The following is a 16,345-nucleotide window of genomic DNA, read 5'->3' as shown; positions in this document are numbered from 1 at the left end:
GCGTGGCGGGAAGGTCACGGCGCGGAGGATGCACGGGTGGCGGGGCCCTTCGGGGCCGGGCGCGCCGACCCGGACGCGGGGCGCGGGGTGTCGGTCATCCGCGGCGGGCGGGCATCACCCTTCCGGGCAGGGGCGCGCCGGCCGGGCCTACCCGATCCCGACCCCGGGGCGGGCGACGTAGTCGCCGACGGCGGCGGCGAGTGCGGTCGCGAGGGTCGCGCGGTGCTCGGCGCGCAGCAGCGCGGCCTCGTCCTCGGGCGAGGAGAGGAAGCCCATCTCGACGAGGACGCTCGGGACGTCCGGGGCCTTCAGGACGGCGAAGGCGGCGTGGCGGTGGGTATTGGGGAGGAGAGGCACGCGGGGACGGAGGGCGCCGACGGTGAGGTTGGCGAGGCGCGTGGCGCCCTGCCGTGTCTCTTGCCGGACCATCGAGATGAGGATGCGCTGGACCTCCGGCGGGACGGGGGGCAGGCGGAGGCCGCCGGCGGCGTCGGCGGCGTTCTCGCGCCGGGCGAGCGCGGCGGAGAGGGAGTCGGAGGCGGTTTCCGACAGCGTGTAGACGCTGGCGCCGCGGGCGCCGGGGGCGGAATCGGCGTGGAGGGAGACGAAGAGGGCGGCGTTCTGCCGGCGGGCGATGGCGACCCGCTCGGAGAGCGGAATGAAGACGTCGCGGGAGCGGGTCAGGCCGACGCGGCAGGTGCCCGTGGCCTCCAGCCGGCGCTTCAGGTCGAGGGCAGTGGCGAGGACGATCCGCTTCTCATGCGTGCCGCGGACGCCGATGGCGCCGGGGTCGCGGCCGCCATGGCCGGGGTCGAGGACGACGGTCGGGCGGGTGTCCGGGGCGCGGGCGCCGGGGCGGCGGGAGCTGGTCTGGGCGTAGGCGGGCGCGGCCAGACCCCCGAAGGCCAGGATGCCGAGTGCGACGCGACGCGGGAGCGGTGCGCCCATGATATGACTCCCCCTGATACAGGCCGTGCGGCGCCCGGCGGACCGAGCGGGCGCGGATGCCCGGGCGGCCCCCGACCGGCCCGGACGCCGCAACCATAGCATGGACGGAGGCGGGAACCGGGACACGAATCGGCGGAATGATGGCGGGGCGACGCAGCGGCGGTGCTTGCGGGGCCCGGTGCGGGGCGCCTATGTTGCATCGCCCCGGCGGCACGCCGCCGGAGGGGGATTGCGGTGAGCCCGGAGGGGTGCCGCGGCAGACCCCCGCGCCGCCCCGGACTGGGCCGCGCCCGCCTGACGCGGGTGGCGGTACCGCTTCCGCCGGGGGACCGGCCGGGACGCCCCCGATCCGGCGCGCGCCCCGCGGCGCGGCAGGGCCATCGATTCCCCTTTTGGAGACATGGGGGGTCCGTGTACCGCCCGCGCCCGTCGCCGGCCCGCGCGATACGCCCACATGGGATGATCGCCGCGGGGCCCGCGCGCGGCGCGCCGAACCATACGGGCCGACCGAAACCAGCTTTCGGGGCCCACAGCGGACGAAGGGAGGGAGCAGCACGATGCGACATGCCGTGCCCCGACCCGTCGCGCCGCCTCCCCCACCCGCATTCGCCGCCCGCCCGGGGTTACCCCCCTGGCGCCGCGCGGCCCGGAGTCCTGCGCCCCATGACCAAGCGCATGCTGATCGACGCTTCCCAACCCGAAGAGACGCGGGTGGTGGTGCTCGATGGGTCTCGGATCGAAGAATTTGATATCGAGACCGCCAATCGCCGCCCGCTGAAGGGCAACATCTATCTCGCCAAGGTCGTCCGCGTTGAGCCGAGCCTGCAGGCGGCCTTCGTGGAATACGGGGGTGGGCGGCACGGCTTCCTCGCCTTCGGCGAGATCCACCCGGACTACTACCAGATCCCCGTCGCCGACCGGCAGCGCCTGCTGGAGATGCAGGCCCGCGAGGCGGAGGAGGACGAGGGGCCGGAGGACGAGATCGAGACGGCCGCCGAGCGCCTGGCGCCGCACGACGACAAGGACCTGAACTCCGGCGGGCGCGGCCGGTCGGGGAGTCGTGGGCGGTCCGACGGGGCGGGCCACCGTTCGGAGCGGGGCGGCGGGGTAGACGCCGCTGCGCCGGGCGGGCACGCCGAGGCTGGCGCGGCAGCCCCGGACGCGGCGGCGCGTGGGGCCGCCATCGGGGAAACCGACCGGGCCTTCGCCGAGAGCGAGGCGGACGCCACGGGCCATTCCGAAGGCGCGTCCGGCGTCGGATCGGAGACGGGCGACGAGAGCGGCGCACCGCTGACGCCCGACGCGGCGCCGGCGGAGGATCGCCAGGAGGGCTCGGCGCCCGGCATGCCGTCCGACCCCGCTCCGGCCGGCGAGACGGGGGATGAGAGCGGGGCGGCGATCGCGCCGCCTTCCGACGCGCCTTCCGACGCGCCTTCCGGGCGGGGCGGCAGCGCCAAGGCGATGGCGATGGCGGTTGACCGGGTCTCGGCGGACGAGGAGGCCGGCGACGAGTCGGAGGGCGATTCGGGGGACGACGGCGGCGTGACCGTCGTCGAGAAGGCGCCGCCGCCGGAGACGATCGGCGGGCCGAGCGGCGAGAGCGAGGAGCACGAGGACGACCGGCCGCGTCGCGTCCCATCCCGCTGGCTACGCAACTACAAGATCCAGGAGGTGATCCGGCGCCGCCAGATCATGCTCGTGCAGGTCGTGAAGGAGGAGCGCGGCAACAAGGGCGCGGCGCTGACGACCTACATCTCCCTCGCCGGGCGGTTCTCGGTGCTGATGCCCAATTCGCCGAAGGGCGGCGGGGTGTCGCGCAAGATTTCCTCGGCGGGCGACCGCAAGCGGCTGCGGGAGGTCATCGACGAACTGGGGCTGCCGCGGGGAATGGGGATCATCGTCCGCACGGCCGGGGCGCAGCGGCCGAAGCCGGAGATCCGGCGGGACTGCGAATACCTGCTGCGGCTGTGGGACAACATCCGGGAGCGGACGCTCGCGTCCACCGCGCCGGCGCTCGTGTATGAGGAGGCGGACCTCCTCAAGCGATCGATCCGCGACAACTTTGCGCGGGACATCGAGGAAATCACGATCGAGGGCGACGACGCCTTCCAGGAGGCGCGCGAGTTCATGCGCGCGCTGATGCCGCAGCAGGAGAAGAAGGTCAGGCTGTATCGCGATTCCGCGACGCCGCTCTTCGCCCGCGCGGGCGTCGAGGCGCAGCTCGACGCGATGATGTCGCCGGTCGTGCAGCTGAAGTCGGGCGGCTACATCGTCATCAACCAGACGGAGGCGCTGGTCTCCATCGACGTGAACTCGGGGCGCGCGACGCGGGACCGGCACATCGAGGACACGGCGCTGCGCACCAACCTGGAGGCCGCCGACGAGATCGCGCGGCAGCTGCGGCTGCGGGATCTCGCGGGCCTCATCGTCATCGACTTCATCGACATGGAATCGTCGCGCAACGACGCGATGGTCGAAAAGCGGATGAAGGACGCGCTGCGGCTGGACCGCGCGCGGATCCAGGTCGGGCGCATCTCCCATTTCGGGCTGCTGGAGATGTCGCGGCAGCGGCTGCGGCCGTCGCTGACCGAGCATTCCTTCGTGACGTGCCAGCACTGCCAGGGGCTGGGGATCGTGCGGTCCGCGGAGAGCGCGGCGCTGGCGATCCTGCGCGCGATCGACGAGGAGGGGGCGAAGCGGCGCGCGGCGGAGGTCTGCGTGCACCTCCACCCCGAGCTCGCGATGCACATTCTCAACCGCAAGCGCGAGAGGCTGATGGCGATCGAGGAGCGGCACTCGATGTGCGTGCTGTTCCAGGGCGATCCGTCGCTGCACGGGACGGGGCACCGGATCGAGCGGACGCGCGCCCAGGTGCACGCGCCGCTGCCGGAGCGGAGTTCGGCGCCGGCGCTGCGGATGGACTACGCGCCGGAGGCGGAGCGCGTGCCGGAGGAGGTCGAGGACGAGGTCGAGGAGGCCGCGCCGGAGGAGGTGCGGCCCGCGGCGGCCGCGGGCGCGCCGGAGGAGGCGCGGGCCGAGGGCGCGGCGACGGGCGAAGGCGGCGAGCGGCGTGGGCGCCGGCGTCGCCGGCGGCGCGGGCGGCGCGAGATCATGCCGGGTGGCCCGGAGGCGGGTGCCGAGAACGGAGCCGAGGTGGGCGCCGAAGGCGAGGATGACGAGGCCGAGGGTGTCGCCGCGGCCGAGAGCGAGGAAGTCGGGGACCCGGCGGGCGAGGACGCGTCGGCCGAGGCGGTTGCCGAGGGTGAGCCGGAGGCTTCCGGCGAGGAGCGCGGGGAGCGGGGCGGTCGCCGGCGGGGACGCCGCGGCGGACGTCGCCGCCCGGAGGGCGAGGAGCCCGCGGAGGCGCCGGTGAACGTCGCGGACGCCGCGCCTCGGCAGGTGCCGATCCGCCCGGCCCCGCCGCCGCGCTACGTCGGGCCGACGCCGGCCGATCCCTTCGCGGGGACCTACGACCACCTGATGGAGGCGATGGAGGCGGTGGAGGAGGCTGCGGCCCGGCCGCGGACGCCGCCTGTGCGGCCCGCCGTGCCGGTGCCGGTCACGCCGGCGGTCGTGCGGGACACGATGGCGGAAGCGGTCGCCGTGCCTGCGGCCGCGGGCGAGGCGGTCCCGGACGTGACTGCCGGAGCGGTCGAGCCGGCGCAGGCTGCTCCGGCGGCGCCTGCCGCGACCCTGGAGGTGGCGGCCGTGGCCCCGGAGCCGGTGGCGGCGGAGACCCCTGCCCCGGCGCCCGCGCCGGCGGAGGAGGTCCGCGCGGAGCCCGTGGCGGCGCCGCCGGTCCAGCCGGTGGTGCTCGGCGCCGACGCGCCGCCGCCCGCGGCCCCGAAGCGGGGGTGGTGGCGGCGCTGAGCGGCGCCGCGCCGGGGGGCGCGGTGCTTCGCGCGTGACCGAGGAGCTCTTCGCGCCGCTGGAGGCGGAGGGGCTGGTCCTCCGCGCCCTGTGCGCGGAGGACGCGGCGGCGCTGCACCGGCTGCTGAACGACTGGCAGGTGGCGCGCATGCTGCGCCAGGTGCCCTTCCCCTATCCGCGCGAGCTGGCCGACGAGTGGATCGAGAGCAGCCGGGCGCGGATCGCGGCGGGCACGGCGTATCACCTGGCGATCGAGCGCGACGGGATGCTGGTCGGCGGGATCGGGCTGAGCGTGGAGGCGGACCGGTCGGGGGAACTCGGCTACTGGGTCGGGCGGCGGCACTGGGGGCGAGGATCGCGACCCGGGCGGCGCGGCGGATGGCGCGCTGGGCGCTCGCGAACCTGGACCTTGACGTGATCCGGGCCTCGGCGCTGGAGGAGAACCCGGCTTCGGCGGCCGTGCTGGCGCGGATCGGGTTCGTGCAGGACGGGGTCGGGGAGGCGGACAACACGGCGCGGAAGGCGCGGCTGCCCGTGCGGCTGTTCCGGGCAGGGCGGGAGGCGCTGTCCGGGGCGGAGGCTGTCGCGGAGGCGGCCCCCTCCCCTGCCCCCGCGGCGCCGGTGGCCGAGGCGTCCGGGGTCGGGTTGCTGCTCGTCGCGGCCTGCGCGCTGGTGGATACGGACGGGCGCGTGCTGCTGGCCCGGCGGCCGGAGGGGAAGCCCATGGCGGGGCTCTGGGAGTTTCCGGGCGGGAAGCTGAACCCGGGGGAGACGCCAGAGGCCGCGCTGATCCGAGAGTTGAAGGAGGAGCTGGACATCGACGTGTCCGCCGCCTGCCTCGCGCCGTTTGCCTTCGCGTCGCATCCGTTGGAGGGGCGGCACTTGCTGATGCCGCTCTACCTCTGCCGGCGCTGGGGCGGGACGGTGACGGCGCTGGAGGGGCAGGCGCTGGCCTGGGTGCGGCCGGCGCGGCTGGGGGACTATGCGATGCCGCCGGCGGACCGGCCGCTGGTGGCGCTGCTGCGGGATTTTCTCTGAGGCCGGGGGTGGGGCGGCTGGTGTGGCGAAGGTGGCCCGCTTCAGGAGGCCTCCTTCGGGCTTCCTCGAGCGGGGACGTTGAACAGGACGCGGGGTCCGGGGTGTCCGGGAGGCAGAGCCTCCCGGAGTCACCAGAACAACGCCGGCCGGATCAGGCTTCCGCGTATTCTTCCTCGAGCAGGCGTTCGTGCAAGAGGTCGAACAGGTCCTCGCCGCTGAGGCGGGCGGGATCGAAGCCGCTCTCGGTCGCGACGCCGGCGAAGAGGCGGGCCCCCGCCTCGCCGGCACCGACGAAGGCCATGCTCCAGTCGGGGAAGGCGCGGGTCTCGACGCGGGCGAAGGAGAGCAGCAGCACGTCGCCGTGGCGCGGGTCGGACTGGATTCGCTCGAAGGTCGCCTCGACCGTCTCGCGCGGGCCTTCCAGGACCTGGGCGAAGCAGCCGGCGTTGAACATCAGCGCGCCCGTGACGCCGTCGCGGAGGTTGTTGCGGCGGCTGACGGCGAGGATCTGGCGGACGGCGGCCTCGTGGCCCTCGACGGGGCCTTCGATGCGGTTGCGGCTGCTGTAGATCAGGCGGTGGAGGGAACGGGGCACGCGGACTCTCCGGTCTGGGCGCGGTTCGGGCGGGTAGCGAGGAAGGCGCGCGCGGCTTCGGACGAGAGGGGGCGGGAGATGAGGAAGCCCTGCACCTCGCCGCAGCCGTCCTCGCGCAGCTGGTCCCATTGTTCCGTGGTCTCGACGCCTTCGGCGCTGGTGTGGACGCCGAGGGAGGCGCCGAGGCCGGCGACGGCGCGGACGATCGCGGCGCAGTCGCGGTCGGTCGTCATCTCCGCGACGAAGGAGCGGTCGATCTTCACCTTGTCGAATGGGAAGCGCTGCAACTGCGTGAGCGACGAGTAGCCCGTGCCGAAATCATCCATCGCGATGCGGAGGCCGAGGGCGCGGAAGGTCTCGTCCGGGTTCTCGATCAGCGCGCCTTCCGTGATCTCCAGCGTGAGGCGGGCGGGGTCGAGGCCGGCGGCGGAGAGGGCGCCGGTGACGGTGCGGAGCAGGCCGGGATCGCGGAACTGCACCGGCGAGAGGTTGACCGAGATGCCGACGGGTTCGGGCCAGGCCGCGGCTTCCCGACAGGCGGCGCGCAGGACCCAGGCGCCGATCGGGACGATGAGGCCGAGCTCCTCGGTCAGCGGTACGAACTCGGCGGGGGAGACGAGGCCGCGCTCGGGGTGGCGCCAGCGAAGCAGCGCCTCGAAGCCGGAGACGGCGCCGGTGCGGGCGTCGAGCAGCGGCTGGTATTCGAGGGCGAACTGCTTCAGCGCGAGGGCGCGGCGCAGATCGGTCTCGAGCGTGCGGCGGGCCTGCATGCGGGCGCTCATGCCCGGTTCGTAGAAGCGATGGGTGCCGCGGCCCGCGGACTTCGCGTCGTAGAGGGCGAGGTCGGCGTGGCGGAGGATTTCGGCGGGATCGGTGCCGTCGGCGGGGATGAGCGCGACGCCGACGCTGGCGCCGATGTTCAGCATGTGGCCTTCGATGAGATAGGCGCGTCCCAGCAGGTCCACGAGGCGCGCGGCGAGGGCGGCGGCGGCACGCGGCGGGTCGTCCGACATCTGCACGACGGCGAATTCGTCGCCGCCGAGGCGCGCGGGGAGGTCGGCGTCGCGCAGCGCGCAGCGCAGGCGCTCGGCGACCGTGCGCAGCAGCGCGTCGCCCATCGGATGGCCGAGCGTGTCGTTGACGAGCTTGAAGCGGTCGAGGTCGAGGCAGAGGAGGGCGGCCTTCGTGCAGCCGGGGCCGCGTGCGTCCGCGGCCACGTCCTCCAGCCGGCGGAGAAGCGTGTCGCGGGTGGGGAGGCGCGTGAGGGGGTCGAGGCCGAGCCGGGGCGGGTTGGCGCCGAGGTCGGCGAGTTCGAGGAGCCAGCCGCGATCCCGGCAAGGGCGCAGGCGGGCGAGCACGGCGCGCTCTCCGATGGTGAGCAACCGGTCATCCGGCGCGGTGGTGCGGCCGTGGCGGAGCCCGTCCGGGACGGCTGCGAGCGGGACGGCGGCGAGAGGGATGGCTGGCATCGGGACGGCGGCGAGAGGGATGGCGGCGAGCGGGGGGACGGCTTCCGCGATCCGGCGGCCGAGGAGCGGCGCGGGGCCGAGCAGGCGCTCCGCCGCGCCGTTCAGGCCGAGGACGGTCCCCGCTTCGTCCAGCGTCATGATGCCGGTCGTGAGGTCGTCGAGGATGTCCGGGCCGAAGCCGGGTCGGTCGGGCGCGGCGGGCATGAGGGGTCCCGTGAGGTGCGGGCGGAGTGTCCGCCCGCCGGACTAACGGACCGTGAAGGCGCCGCACGGCATCGGCGCGTCCGGCGGCGGCGTGATCAGCCGCGGAAGGCGGCGAGGACCTGGGCCTTGAGCTTGGGGCCGGGCGGCGTCGTGAAGGCCAGGTCGCCGCGGCCGAGATAGCGGCCGGCGTTCTTCACCGCCCAGTCGGCCGCTGCCATGCCGCCGGCGCCCTCGATCCCCGGCGCGGCGTAGAGGAAGTCGCCGGAGCGGCGGTCCAGGGGCAGGTCGTCCTGGTTCGCGCGGTCCAGGATGGCGCGGACGGCGACCGCGTCGGCGTCGCTCGTCATCGCGTCGCCGTCAAAGCGGAAATAGGCGTCGTAGGCCAGGCGGTTCACGGGGCCGGCGGGCAGGCCGGTGCCGAAGGTGGTGTGCGCGATCAGGCCGACGCCCTTGCCGGCGTTGCGGGCGACGATGGCGCAGGCCCGGCGGGCGGCGTCGCCGAGCGGCATCGCGGCGGGGAGGGTGAAGAGGACTTCCCGGTCCTCGGCGGTCATGTTGGCCGCAAGGAAGTCGCGGACCGTCGCGGCGTGGGCCGGGTCGGATTCGGCGCCGACGGCGGTCGTGGTGAAGGCGATTCCGGGCGTGCCGCCGAAGGTGACGCCGGCGAAGGCGACGGCACGGTTCCAGGAGCCGGTGTGGACGTAGCGCGTGGCACCGATCCGGTGTTCCAGCATCAGGTGGTCGTGGCCGCCCATCATCAGCGTGCCGTCGGGGAGGAGCGGCAGGGCCTGCCGGTCGGCCGCGATGCCGGCGTGGGAGAGGACGAAGTTCAGGTCGGCGCCGCGGTCGAGGAGGCGGGGCAGGTTCTCGCGGGCCCAGGGGACGGCGTCGGGCACGCGGATCATCGGGCGGATGGGGGCGGGGTAGGTGTTGCGTTCGTCGGTCGCCATGGCGACCAGGCGCATGCGGCGGGGGCCGAGGGGGATGTCCACGTGGTCCGGCGCGAGCGGCTCGCCGGTGCGGGCGTCGGCGATGTTGGTGACGACCTGGACGTCGAGGGCGCGGAGTTTCGCGACGACGAGGGCCATCTCCTCGAAGTCCGGCTCATGGTTGCCGAGGTTGCAGATGACGGGGAGGCGGCGGCGGAGTGCGGCGACGAAGGCCCAGTCGGCCTCGCCCTTGCCGCGGCTGGCGACGGCATTGCCCTTCTCGAAGAGGTCGCCGTTGATGATGGCCACGGCCGGCGTGCCGCGGCGGGCGGCGAGGGCGGCGTCCACGATCGCGAGGACGCCGGCTGCGCCCTCCATGGCCGAGTGCTGGTCGGACATCAGGATCAGCAGGGCGTCGCCCGCCGGCGGCTGGTCGGCGCGGGCGCGGGCCAGGGGGAGCGTGAGGACGCCCGCGAGGGCGGCGCGGCGGGTCATGAGCATGGGCAGGGTGATCCGGGACGGGGCGCGGGGGAAGGCTGCGCGCACGGGGTGCGGCGCCGCAAGGGCGGTGGGCAGGTCGGGGGTCGCTCGTCGGCCGGGCTGGTTCTGGCGACTCCGGGGAGGCCCTGCCTGCCCGGACCCCTCCGCCGGGGACCCAACGGGGCCCCGGACCCCCGCGGACTGTTTAACGTCCCCGTTGGGAGGCCTCCGAAGTGGGGACCTCCCAACGGGGACATTCAAACGGATCGCGGGTCCAGGAAGCGCGTTCGCTCCCTGGTGGGAGGGTCTGGGAGGGGAAAGCCCTCCCAGGGGCCTCTGGCACCACACCGACCGACGACGCCCGGCGCAGGCCGCCTCCCACGCCGTTGCCGGCGCTGCTACACCGGCCGCCCTTCCGGAGACGCCGCATGACCGATCCCACCGCCTGCCTGCTCATCATCGGCAACGAGGTGCTGTCGGGGCGGACGCGCGACGCGAACCTGCAGCACCTGGCGACGGAGCTGGGGAAGGTGGGCATCCCACTGCGGGAGGCCCGGGTGATCCCGGACGTGCCGGAGACGATCGTGGCCACGGTCAACGACGTGCGGGCGCGCTTCACCTACGTCTTCACGACGGGCGGGATCGGTCCGACGCATGACGACATCACGAGCGAATGCATCGCGCGCGCCTTCGGCGTGCCGTGGGAAGTGCACGAGGAGAGCCGGCGGTTGATGGAGGCGGACTACGCGCGCCGCGACCCGCCCGTTTCGATGAACGCGGCGCGGCTGCGGATGGCGACGCTGCCGCGCGGCGCGGCGCCGGTGGTGTGCAAGGAGACGAGCGCGCCGGGCTTCCGGATGGAGAACGTCTTCGTCATGGCCGGCGTGCCGCGGATCATGCGGAGCATGCTGGAGGAGATCATCCCCACGCTCGAGGGTGGGCGGCCCGTGCTGCAGCGCGCGGTGCATGCGGACGGGCTGCTGGAGGGGAACATCGCCGCGGCGCTGGAGGCGATCCAGGCCAAGCATCCGGAGTTGGATGTCGGGTCCTACCCCTACTACCGGAACGGCGGGAACGGGGTGGCGCTGGTCGCGAAGGGGACGGACGAGGCGGCGCTGGACGCCGCGGCGGCGGAGATCACGGCGATGATCCGGGAGTTCGGGAAGGAGCCGGTGCAGGGCGAGCCGCCGCCGGCCGCGGCAGGTTAGGCGAGCGAGTCGAGGACGGCGGCGACGAGGCGTCCCACCGCGAACTTGTCCACGGTGCGGAAGGGCTCGACCTCGGTCTGGGCGCGGTGGACGAGGATGAGGTCGAGGCTCGGGATCACCAGCAGGACGTGGCCGCCCCAGCCGCGGGCGGAGTAGGCGTCGCGCGGGAGGATGATTCCGGGCAGGTGCACGCCGTCCCGGCAGACCCACCACATGTACCCGTAGGCGCCATCCTGGCCCGCGTCGGAGATCGGCTGGACGGAGCAGCGGACCCAGTGCGCGGGGACGATCTGGCGGCCGTTCCACGCGCCCTCGCCGAGCCAGAGTTGGCCGAAGCGGGCGAGGTCGCGGGTGGACAGGGTGATGGGGTAGGCGGGGTGCTCGCTCTCCGGCGCGTGGACGTGGGTCGCGTCCTCCGGGCGGAAGTCCTGCATCCCGAGGGGCGTCGCGAGGTCCTCGGCGAAGGCTTGCGGGATCGTGCGGCCGGTGGCGCGCTCGTAGATCGTCCCGAGGGCGTTGAAGTCCCAGTTGTTGTAGGTCCAGTGCGTGCCCGGCGCGTGGGCGTGGCGCGGGGGCTTGAGGGTCTTCATCCACGCGCTCTCGTAGCCCGCGGGGTGCATGATGCCGGAGCGGGCGGTGAGGAGGTCGTAGACGGTCACGGAGCGCTCGACGGGGGAGAGGCCCTCACGGTCGTCGATGCCGAGCTGTTCGAGGGTGGCGGAGAGGGTCATCTGCCCGCGCTCGACGGCGATGCCGATCAGGGCGGTCAGGATGGACTTGCGAATGGAGCGGAGGTTCGCGCGCCAGGTCGGGTCGCCGTATTGCGCGACGGTGCGGCCGTGGCGGAGGACGAGCAGCGCTTCCGTGCCGATCGCCTCGGCGATGCGGGTGATGGCCGGGGCCGGTGCGTCGTCTGGCATGCGGTGACGATGGCATCGCGTGGCGCATGGCGCCACCCGTACGTGGTCAGTCCGTGGGACGCGCGGCGGAGATCGCGAAGCGGACGGGCGCGGAAAGGCGCAGGCGGGTCGCGAGCGACGCGTCGCGCAGCATGATGCGGTAGAGGGCGCCGACCGGGTGGTCGCGGAAGCCGGCGAAGCCGGCGCGGGCGAGGTCGGCGCGGAGGGCGTCGGGACGCAGGCCGGCGCTGTAATGGACCTGGGATTGGATGCGCGCGGCGGTGTCGGCGCCTGGGCGGGACGGCGCGGGGGCGAGGCGGGCGGCGATGGCGCGCTTGAGGCGGCCGATCGCGGTGTAGGACACGAAGTCGCCGTCCACGATCAGCAGGCGGCCGCCGGGGCGGAGGACGCGGTGCCATTCCGCGAAGGCGGCGGGGGCGTCGGGGAGGGTCCAGACGAGGTGGCGGGTGACCACCGCGTCGTAGGTGGCGTCTCGGTCGGGGAGGGATTCGGCGTCGCCGAGGAAGGCGCGATGGTGCGGGCCGCCGTTCTTCGCGCGGGCGCGGGCGAGCATGGCCTCGGAGAGGTCGAGGCCCGTGACCTCGGCGCCGAGGGCGCGGAGCATGCGGGTGATCTCGCCGGTGCCGCAGCCCAGGTCGAGGACGCGCTGGCCGTGCAGGTCGCCGAGGCCGGCGCGGATGAGGGCCTTCCAGGCCTCGGCGACGGGGCCGTCGGGGATGCGGTGCGCGACGTCCTCGTCGAAGGTGGCGGATCGTTCGGTCCAGTAGGCCGCGATCTCGTCCTTCAGGGTGTAGTTGGCGAGGCTCATCGCGGTTCTCGATCGAACAGTCGCACGTCGTAGCGGCCCATCGTCTCGTCCGTGCTGACCAGTACGAGGTCTTCGATCTGTGCCTGGGCGACGAGTAGACGGTCGAAGGGGTCGCCGTGGTGGCGAGGCAAGGCGCCGGCGGCGACGCCGTGCGCAATGCTTACCGGCAGCGGTTCCATGGCAGCCCGGTCCAGGATCTCGTCGATCTCGTCGATCGGGAAGATCAGCCGTCCCGCGGCCCGCTTGATCGCAATCTCCCAGGCGGAGGCGGCGCTCACGTAAACCGCGTTGCGGGGCGCGGCGACGGCTTTCGCGACCCGCGGCGGCAGGCGATCCGGTTCGGTAACGGCCCAAATCAGGACATGCGTGTCGAGGAGGAGCCTCAAGGCTCCTCGCCGTCGAAGGCGCGCTGCATGTCCTCGGGCAAGGGGGCATCGAAGTCCGGTCCGACCGACACCCGGCCCTTGAGGAAGCCGAGCTCCCGCGGGCGGTCGCGGCGCGCCAGCGGAACGAGCCGGGCGAGCGGTCGGCCGCCCTTGGCGATGACGATCTCCTCCCCCGCCGCGGCGCGATCCACCAGGGCCGATAGTTGGGTGCGCGCTTCGTAGAGGTTCAGGGTTTCGGGCATGGCCGCATCCTCCGCCTGACGACGGCGATATCGTCACTTGAGCAATATTGGTCAAGGTCATCATCGTAAAGCCGAGGTCGCTACAGGTGCGCCTCGACGGTGATGGAACCACGGGAGTTGCGCTCGACGGCGAGGTGGACGCCGTAGGCGCGTTCGCAGGCGGGGGAGGAGAGGACATCCTCCGGGGTGCCGTCGGCGGCGATGCGGCCGGGTTCCAGCAGCAGCACGCGGTCGGTGTGGCGGCCCGCGAGGGCGAGGTCGTGGAGGGCGAGGATAACGATGGCGTCGCGTTCCGCGGCGACCTGGTTCAGGAGGGCGAGGACCTGGAGCTGGCGTTGCAGGTCGAGGGCGCTGGTGGGTTCGTCGAGGAGGAGGACGGGCGCCGGCGTGACTAGGCCCTGTGCCAGCGCGACCATCTGCTGCTGGCCGCCGGAGAGGGCAGCGACGCCGCGCTCGGCGAGGTCGGCGATGCCGAGGCGGTGGAGGATGGCGGCGACGGTGCGGGTGTCGTCCCCCGTGCCGCGTATGTCGATTCCAGGGGCCTGCTTCAGCGCAACGAGGACGGCGTCGAAGACCGAGAGGGACGCGGTGGTCGCGTAGGCCTGGGGGACGTAGCGGATGCGGCGCACGCGGTCCGCATGGCGCAGGCGCGTGAGGTCGGTGTCGTCCAGGCGCACGGTGCCCTTCGCGGGCATCAGGCCGGCGATGGCGCGGAGGAAGGTGGACTTGCCCGCGGCGTTGGGGCCGATCAGGGCGGTGACGGTGCCGGGGTGGAAGGGGGCGGGGCTGAAGCCCTCGATGACGCGGCGGCGGGCGTAGCCGGCGGTCAGGTCCTGGATCAGCAGGCTCATGCGGCGCGGCCCCGGCGGGAGAGGACGAGGGAGAGGAAGAAGGGCACGCCGACGAGGGCGGTGATGATGCCGAGCGGGAAGATCGTGCCGGGCACCAGCGTCTTCGCGACCACCGACGTCGCGGAGCAGATCAGGGCGCCGGAGAGGGCGGAGAGGGGGACGAAGAAGCGTTGGTCCTCGCCGACCAGAAGGCGCGCGATGTGGGGGCCGACGAGGCCGATGAAGCCGATGACGCCGACGAAGGAGACGGCGGTGGCGGCCAGCAGAGAGACGAGGGCGAGGACTTCGAGGCGGATGCGGCGCACGTCCACGCCGAGGGAGCGGGCGCGTTCCTCGCCCATGCGGATGGCGGTGAGCGCCCAGCGGCGGCGCCAGAGGAGCGGGGCGGCGACGGCCAGCACCCCGGCGGCGATCGCGATGCGCGTCCAGTTGGAGCGGCCGAGCGAGCCCATCATCCAGAAGATGATCTGCTGCAGCTGGACCTCCGACGCGCGGTACTGGAGCAGGCCGAGGAGGGCGTTGAAGGCGAAGAGGAGGGCGATGCCGAAGAGGATCATCGTCTCCGACGTCACGCCGCGCAGGAGGGTCAGGAGGTAGACGAGGCCGGCGGCGAAGAGGGCGAAGACGAAGGCGTTGGCGGTGATGGCGGCGTTGCCCGCAAGGCCCGGCAGCAGCGCCCAGCCCATGACGATCGCGACCGCCGCGCCGACGGAGGCCGCGGAGGAGAGGCCGAGGGTGAAGGGATCGGCCAGTGGGTTCGCGAGGATGGTCTGCATCTGCGCGCCGGCCAGGCCGAGCATGGCGCCGATGACGAGGGCCATGGTCGCGACGGGCAGGCGGATGTCCCAGACGATGACGCGTAGGCGCGGCGTCTGCGCGTCTGGCGAGAAGACGGCGGCCAGGATGTCGGAGAGCGGCAGGTTGCCCGGGCCGGTCGCGAGGTCGAGCAGGAAGCAGGCGACGGCCAGCACGGCGATGCCGGCGATCAGCAGGCCCCGCGTGCGGAGGCGTGCCCGGTAGGCGAGGACGGGCGCGGTGAGGGACATCGACATCTCAGCCCCGCATCTCAGCCCCGCGCGGGTTCGAGCGTCGCCCAGAACTGGCCGCCGAAGGGGATGGGCAGGAAGCGTGCGTGCAGGTCGCGGAAGGTCGCGTCGGGGTCGAGGTCGGCGAAGAGGTCGGGGTGGCACCACTTCGCGAAGGCCTGCAGGGCCACGACGTGGTACGGGCTCATGTAGAACTGGTGGTAGATCGAGTGGAACCGGCCGGCGCGCGTCGCGCGGAGGTTCGCGAAGACGGGGCGGCGGGCCAGGGCTTCGAGGCGACGTCGCACGTCGTCGGGCTTCGCGTCGTAGCCGAGGAGGACGCTGGTGACATCGGGCTTCGTCTCGGCCCAGTTGGCACCGGTGCCGATAATGACGTCGGGGTCGTCGGTGAGGATGGCTTCGGGGTTCACCATGCCGCCGGCGCCCGGGAAGCGGGACGAACCCCAGTTGCGGCCGCCGGCTTCCGCGACCAGCGCGCCGAGGTAGCCGTTGCCCCAGGTGCGGCAGCATTCGTTGGGATCGTAGCCCGCGGCCTGCTCGATGAAGACGAGGGGCTTCTGGGCGTCGGTCAGCGTGGCGACGCGGTCGTGCACGCGGGCGAGTTCGGTTTCGTAGAAGGCGATGTAGGCCTGCGCGGCGTCGTCGCGATCGAAGAGCGTGCCGAGGAGGCGGAGGGAGGGGACGGTGTTCTTCGTCATCTCCTCGCGGAAATCGACGAAGACGCTGGGGATGCCGGCGCGGGCGAGTTTGTCGATCGCGCCGGTCTCCTGCATGCGACGGAGGGAGGAGGTGGTGAAGACGACGGCATCGGCGTCGAGGGAGATCACGCGCTCCACGCTGAAGTCGCCGGAGGCGGAGGAGCCGAGTTCGGGGATGCGGGCCATCGCAGGGAAGCTGGCGCCATAGCGGCGGAAGGCGTCCGGGTCGTAGAGGCGGAGGTCGTTGCCCCAGGCGGCGATGCGGTCGAAGGGCCGGTCGCGATCCATCAGCACGGTGGCGTGCAGCAGCCGGCCCTCCCCCGGCACGATGCGGCGGGCGCCGCGGGGGATGTCCACGGTGCGTCCGGCGATGTCGGTGACGCGGGCCGTGCGGGCGGCCTGCGCCCGGACCCCCGGGGACAGGATGGAGGGGGCGGCCAGGAGGGCGGCGGCGCCGAGGAGGGTGCGACGGGTGCTGAGGGACATGCGGGGCTCCGGACGGGCCAAGCGTTATTGAGAGTTAGTCGCATCTGCAAGTGGCGGATGAGAACCGGAGGGCGGAGGGCAGGTTAACTCTCCGCCATGTGAGGCCCGTTCCGCCCGGCGAGGGGAGACGGCCTGGACGGGGATGGGCCGGTGGCCGGGGCCGCGGG

At 73.6% G+C, this 16,345-nt stretch carries 13 protein-coding genes and 1 pseudogene; 3 read left to right on the top strand and 11 right to left on the bottom strand.

The window, feature by feature from the left end; all coding sequences use genetic code 11:
* Window positions 1-147: 147 nt before the first annotated feature.
* On the bottom strand, window positions 148-948 hold the full coding sequence (locus ACE7GA_RS13935) for an N-acetylmuramoyl-L-alanine amidase (protein WP_376087382.1): 801 nt from the start codon (window positions 946-948) through the stop codon (window positions 148-150).
* A 663-nt stretch (window positions 949-1,611) separates the two neighbouring features.
* Here ACE7GA_RS13935 and ACE7GA_RS13930 point away from each other — a divergent pair.
* A complete protein-coding gene (locus tag ACE7GA_RS13930; protein WP_376087380.1) occupies window positions 1,612-4,818 on the top strand; it encodes an Rne/Rng family ribonuclease in 3,207 nt (1,068 codons plus the stop codon).
* Window positions 4,819-4,852: 34 nt separating this feature from the next.
* A pseudogene (locus ACE7GA_RS13925) lies at window positions 4,853-5,856 on the top strand (bifunctional GNAT family N-acetyltransferase/(deoxy)nucleoside triphosphate pyrophosphohydrolase).
* A 151-nt stretch (window positions 5,857-6,007) separates the two neighbouring features.
* Here ACE7GA_RS13925 and ACE7GA_RS13920 read toward each other — a convergent pair.
* From ACE7GA_RS13920 to ACE7GA_RS13910, 3 genes are all read right to left on the bottom strand, one after another.
* Entirely contained in the window at window positions 6,008-6,451 is a 444-nt protein-coding gene (locus tag ACE7GA_RS13920) for a BLUF domain-containing protein (RefSeq protein WP_376087378.1), read from the bottom strand.
* Entirely contained in the window at window positions 6,427-8,124 is a 1,698-nt protein-coding gene (locus ACE7GA_RS13915; RefSeq protein ID WP_376087376.1) for an EAL domain-containing protein, read from the bottom strand. Before ACE7GA_RS13915 ends, ACE7GA_RS13920 begins: the two co-directional genes overlap by 25 nt.
* 95 nt (window positions 8,125-8,219) lie before the next feature.
* The gene (locus ACE7GA_RS13910) at window positions 8,220-9,554 is read right to left on the bottom strand and encodes a metallophosphoesterase (protein ID WP_376087374.1); all 1,335 of its coding nucleotides are present in this window, start codon (window positions 9,552-9,554) and stop codon (window positions 8,220-8,222) included.
* 407 nt (window positions 9,555-9,961) lie between these two features.
* Between ACE7GA_RS13910 and ACE7GA_RS13905 the strand changes: the two genes are divergently transcribed.
* Complete coding sequence (locus ACE7GA_RS13905) at window positions 9,962-10,741, top strand: competence/damage-inducible protein A (RefSeq protein ID WP_376087372.1); 780 nt, start codon at window positions 9,962-9,964, stop codon at window positions 10,739-10,741.
* Here the strand turns inward: ACE7GA_RS13905 and ACE7GA_RS13900 are convergent.
* From ACE7GA_RS13900 to ACE7GA_RS13870, 7 genes are all read right to left on the bottom strand, one after another.
* Window positions 10,738-11,661, bottom strand: a complete 924-nt coding sequence (locus tag ACE7GA_RS13900) for a serine hydrolase domain-containing protein (protein WP_376087370.1) — start codon at window positions 11,659-11,661, stop codon at window positions 10,738-10,740. The two genes, ACE7GA_RS13905 and ACE7GA_RS13900, sit on opposite strands and share 4 nt — an antisense overlap.
* A 46-nt stretch (window positions 11,662-11,707) precedes the next feature.
* Complete coding sequence (locus ACE7GA_RS13895; protein ID WP_376087368.1) at window positions 11,708-12,469, bottom strand: class I SAM-dependent methyltransferase; 762 nt, start codon at window positions 12,467-12,469, stop codon at window positions 11,708-11,710.
* Window positions 12,466-12,855, bottom strand: a complete 390-nt coding sequence (locus tag ACE7GA_RS13890; RefSeq protein WP_376087366.1) for a type II toxin-antitoxin system VapC family toxin — start codon at window positions 12,853-12,855, stop codon at window positions 12,466-12,468. The genes ACE7GA_RS13895 and ACE7GA_RS13890 overlap by 4 nt, the downstream gene beginning before the upstream one ends.
* A complete protein-coding gene (locus ACE7GA_RS13885; RefSeq protein ID WP_376087364.1) occupies window positions 12,852-13,097 on the bottom strand; it encodes a type II toxin-antitoxin system Phd/YefM family antitoxin in 246 nt (81 codons plus the stop codon). Before ACE7GA_RS13885 ends, ACE7GA_RS13890 begins: the two co-directional genes overlap by 4 nt.
* A gap of 80 nt (window positions 13,098-13,177) precedes the next feature.
* Window positions 13,178-13,948, bottom strand: coding sequence for an ABC transporter ATP-binding protein (locus ACE7GA_RS13880; protein WP_376087362.1), 771 nt, complete (start codon window positions 13,946-13,948; stop codon window positions 13,178-13,180).
* The gene (locus ACE7GA_RS13875; RefSeq protein WP_376087360.1) at window positions 13,945-14,994 is read right to left on the bottom strand and encodes a FecCD family ABC transporter permease; all 1,050 of its coding nucleotides are present in this window, start codon (window positions 14,992-14,994) and stop codon (window positions 13,945-13,947) included. The genes ACE7GA_RS13880 and ACE7GA_RS13875 overlap by 4 nt, the downstream gene beginning before the upstream one ends.
* 20 nt (window positions 14,995-15,014) lie before the next feature.
* Window positions 15,015-16,178 carry an ABC transporter substrate-binding protein gene (locus ACE7GA_RS13870; protein WP_376087358.1) on the bottom strand — a complete coding sequence of 388 codons (1,164 nt, stop codon included), beginning with the start codon at window positions 16,176-16,178 and terminating at the stop codon, window positions 15,015-15,017.
* Window positions 16,179-16,345 lie beyond the last annotated feature (167 nt).

The sequence above is a fragment of the Roseomonas sp. CCTCC AB2023176 genome, from assembly GCF_042259275.1.
Classification (GTDB): Bacteria; Pseudomonadota; Alphaproteobacteria; order Acetobacterales; family Acetobacteraceae; genus Roseomonas.
The sequence above is the reverse complement of the archived record's forward strand: the minus strand, read 5'-3'. Positions and strand labels throughout refer to the sequence as shown.

Excerpts from the sequence above, each read along its gene's own strand:
- ACE7GA_RS13905 (WP_376087372.1), top strand. The coding sequence starts at position 9,962 with ATGACCGATCCCACCGCCTGCCTGCTCATCATCGGCAACGAGGTGCTG.
- ACE7GA_RS13875 (WP_376087360.1), bottom strand. The coding sequence starts at position 14,994 with ATGTCCCTCACCGCGCCCGTCCTCGCCTACCGGGCACGCCTCCGCACG.
- ACE7GA_RS13930 (WP_376087380.1), top strand. The coding sequence starts at position 1,612 with ATGACCAAGCGCATGCTGATCGACGCTTCCCAACCCGAAGAGACGCGG.
- ACE7GA_RS13870 (WP_376087358.1), bottom strand. The coding sequence starts at position 16,178 with ATGTCCCTCAGCACCCGTCGCACCCTCCTCGGCGCCGCCGCCCTCCTG.
- ACE7GA_RS13935 (WP_376087382.1), bottom strand. The coding sequence starts at position 948 with ATGGGCGCACCGCTCCCGCGTCGCGTCGCACTCGGCATCCTGGCCTTC.
- ACE7GA_RS13885 (WP_376087364.1), bottom strand. The coding sequence starts at position 13,097 with ATGCCCGAAACCCTGAACCTCTACGAAGCGCGCACCCAACTATCGGCC.
- ACE7GA_RS13915 (WP_376087376.1), bottom strand. The coding sequence starts at position 8,124 with ATGCCCGCCGCGCCCGACCGACCCGGCTTCGGCCCGGACATCCTCGAC.
- ACE7GA_RS13880 (WP_376087362.1), bottom strand. The coding sequence starts at position 13,948 with ATGAGCCTGCTGATCCAGGACCTGACCGCCGGCTACGCCCGCCGCCGC.
- ACE7GA_RS13895 (WP_376087368.1), bottom strand. The coding sequence starts at position 12,469 with ATGAGCCTCGCCAACTACACCCTGAAGGACGAGATCGCGGCCTACTGG.
- ACE7GA_RS13910 (WP_376087374.1), bottom strand. The coding sequence starts at position 9,554 with ATGCTCATGACCCGCCGCGCCGCCCTCGCGGGCGTCCTCACGCTCCCC.
- ACE7GA_RS13900 (WP_376087370.1), bottom strand. The coding sequence starts at position 11,661 with ATGCCAGACGACGCACCGGCCCCGGCCATCACCCGCATCGCCGAGGCG.